The organism is Phaeovulum sp., assembly GCF_041596715.1.
GTDB lineage: Bacteria > Pseudomonadota > Alphaproteobacteria > Rhodobacterales > Rhodobacteraceae > UBA6213.
On the sequence record NZ_JBFHIA010000339.1, the window covers coordinates 1 to 2,484 of the forward strand.

A 2,484-nucleotide genomic window follows, 5' to 3' on the forward strand; every position below is an offset into this window, starting at 1 on the left:
CTTTTCAGGTGCTGGCGCTGGTGTCGGGGCAGAGGCGCGGCTTGCCGACATCGGCTGCGATGCTGCCCGCGATGCCTGGCTGGGCGTGCGCGAAACTGCTGCTTGCAACCGGGCAAGCGCCTCGGGCGTGGGCGAACCCGGCGCGCGCGGACGCGGTGCCACAAAGGCACCTGCGTCTTCCTCGACATTCAACTCGCGTGCGATCGGCTGCACCGCCGGTTGCGGGCGATATGCGGGGGGCGGCAGTTCTTGCTCGGCTTCGGCTGCGGCCTCTGCGTCAAGCAACTCCTCCGGCTCCAGATCAGCGGCGCGCGGCGCGCGGGCCGGGGTGTCGAACAGCGAACGCTCTTCGGCGCTGGTGCGATAGACCTGTTGCGTCACTGGCGCCGCAGCCGGTGCCGCAGGTTTTTGCGCAGCGGCAGGCGTGGGCGCGGGCGTTGCGGCGACCTCTGCGGGCACATGCGGCAGCGGTTCGGCCAGACGGCGACGCGCCACCGGCGTCTCGACAGTTGCCGCGATCACATCAATGCCCGTGGCCACGACCGAAACACGCATCTGCCCAGCCATATCCGGGTCAAGCGTCGAGCCGACGATGATATTGGCGTCGGGGTCCACTTCCTCGCGGATGCGGTTGGCGGCTTCGTCCAGTTCAAACAGCGTCAGGTCATACCCGCCGGTGATGTTGATCAACACACCCTTGGCGCCACGCAGGCTGATTTCGTCCAACAGCGGGTTGGCAATGGCCTTTTCGGCAGCCTGAATAGCGCGCTCGTCGCCCGAGGCTTCGCCGGTGCCCATCATTGCCTTGCCCATCTCGTCCATCACCGCGCGAACGTCGGCAAAGTCGAGGTTGATGAGGCCGGGGCGCACCATCAGGTCGGTAACGCCCTTGACGCCTTGGTACAGCACATCGTCCGCCATCGCGAAGGCTTCGGTGAATGTGGTCTTTTCGTTCGCCAGCCGGAACAGGTTCTGGTTGGGAATGATGATCAGCGTATCGACGACTTTTTGCAGCGCCAGAATGCCGGCCTCGGCCTGCTTCATGCGCTTGGCACCTTCGAACTGGAAAGGCTTGGTCACAACGCCGACGGTCAGCACGCCCAGCTCGCGCGCGGCTTGCGCGATGATCGGCGCGGCACCAGTGCCGGTGCCGCCGCCCATGCCTGCGGTTATAAAGCACATATGCGCACCTGCGAGGTGATCGACGATCTCCTCGATCGATTCTTCGGCGGCCGAAGCGCCCACTTCAGGCCGCGCACCCGCGCCCAGCCCTTCGGTGACGCGGACACCCATCTGGATGCGCGCTTGGGCCTTCGATTGCGCCAGTGCTTGCGCATCGGTGTTGGCCACCACGAACTCAACTCCGTCGAGTTCCTGATCGATCATGTTGTTGACCGCGTTACAACCAGCACCACCGACCCCGAACACGGTGATCCGCGGCTTCAGTTCCTCGCGTTTCGGCATCGTCAGATTCAGTGCCATGTGGTGTTCCGCCTGTGTTTATCCGGGTCTCTCGTCCGGTTATCCCCGCAAATTGGACCGATTTTATCCAAATTGCCATGACACGTCACCAGAAAAACGTGCCTACGCTACAAAATATAGCCCCAGATCGCGTGATCTCAGCGGTATTTCGCGCAAATCACCCGATCTTGGGATCATCGGTTGCATTCTTACCAGTTATCGCGGAACCAACGCACCGCCCGTTTCAGCGAGCGCGCCGGGTAGCGTTCGGCTGGAAACTCGAAATCCCACCACTCATCTTGCGGATGCGCGGCGAAAAGCGCGAGCCCGACGGCGCTGGCAAAGCCCGCGCCGGTTGCGGCTTGTGGCAGACCCTGCACCCGCAGCGGTCGGCCAAGGCGCACCGCATGGCCGAGGATGCGCGCGGCAAGCCCGTCAAGCCCCGGTATCTGGCTGGCACCGCCCGTCAGCACGATCTGCTGGCTGGGCAGGCTGTCAAAACCCGCAGCATCCAGCAGCGCGCGCAGCTCTTCGAGGATTTCCTCGACGCGCGGACGGATGATGCCAATCAACTCCGCCCGGCTAACCTTGCGGCGGTCTTTTTCCCAATCGCCACTGTCGCCACCGACCTCGATCATCTCGCGGTCGTCCATGCCGGTGGCATGAACACCACCGTGGAAGGTCTTGATCCGTTCGGCCACCGCCATCGGCACTTGCAGGCCCTTGGAGATATCCGAAGTAATGTGATCGCCGCCCATGCGCACCGCATCGGCAAAGATCATGTGCTTCTTGATGAATACCGACACGCCGCTTACGCCACCGCCCATGTCGATGCAGGCAGCACCCAGTTCCTGTTCGTCTTCCACCAACGCCGCGATCCCCGCCGCATAGGCAGCAGACGCAATACCGGCCAGTTCAAGGTCGCATCGACGCAGACAGAAGGTCAGGTTTTCCACCGCGTCGGCATCGACTGCAAGCAGGTGCATATCCACCGCGAGCCGGGTTCCGACATGGCCGCGCGGA

General features: G+C 63.6%; 2 protein-coding genes. Both read right to left on the reverse strand.

Going from position 1 to position 2,484, the window contains the following annotated elements; genetic code table 11:
* Window positions 1-1,482: cell division protein FtsZ (gene ftsZ / locus ABY403_RS15675; protein ID WP_372841750.1), on the reverse strand; the 1,482-nt coding region annotated here is incomplete at its 3' end.
* 188 nt (window positions 1,483-1,670) lie between these two features.
* Window positions 1,671-2,484: cell division protein FtsA (gene ftsA, locus ABY403_RS15680; protein WP_372841751.1), on the reverse strand; the 814-nt coding region annotated here is incomplete at its 5' end.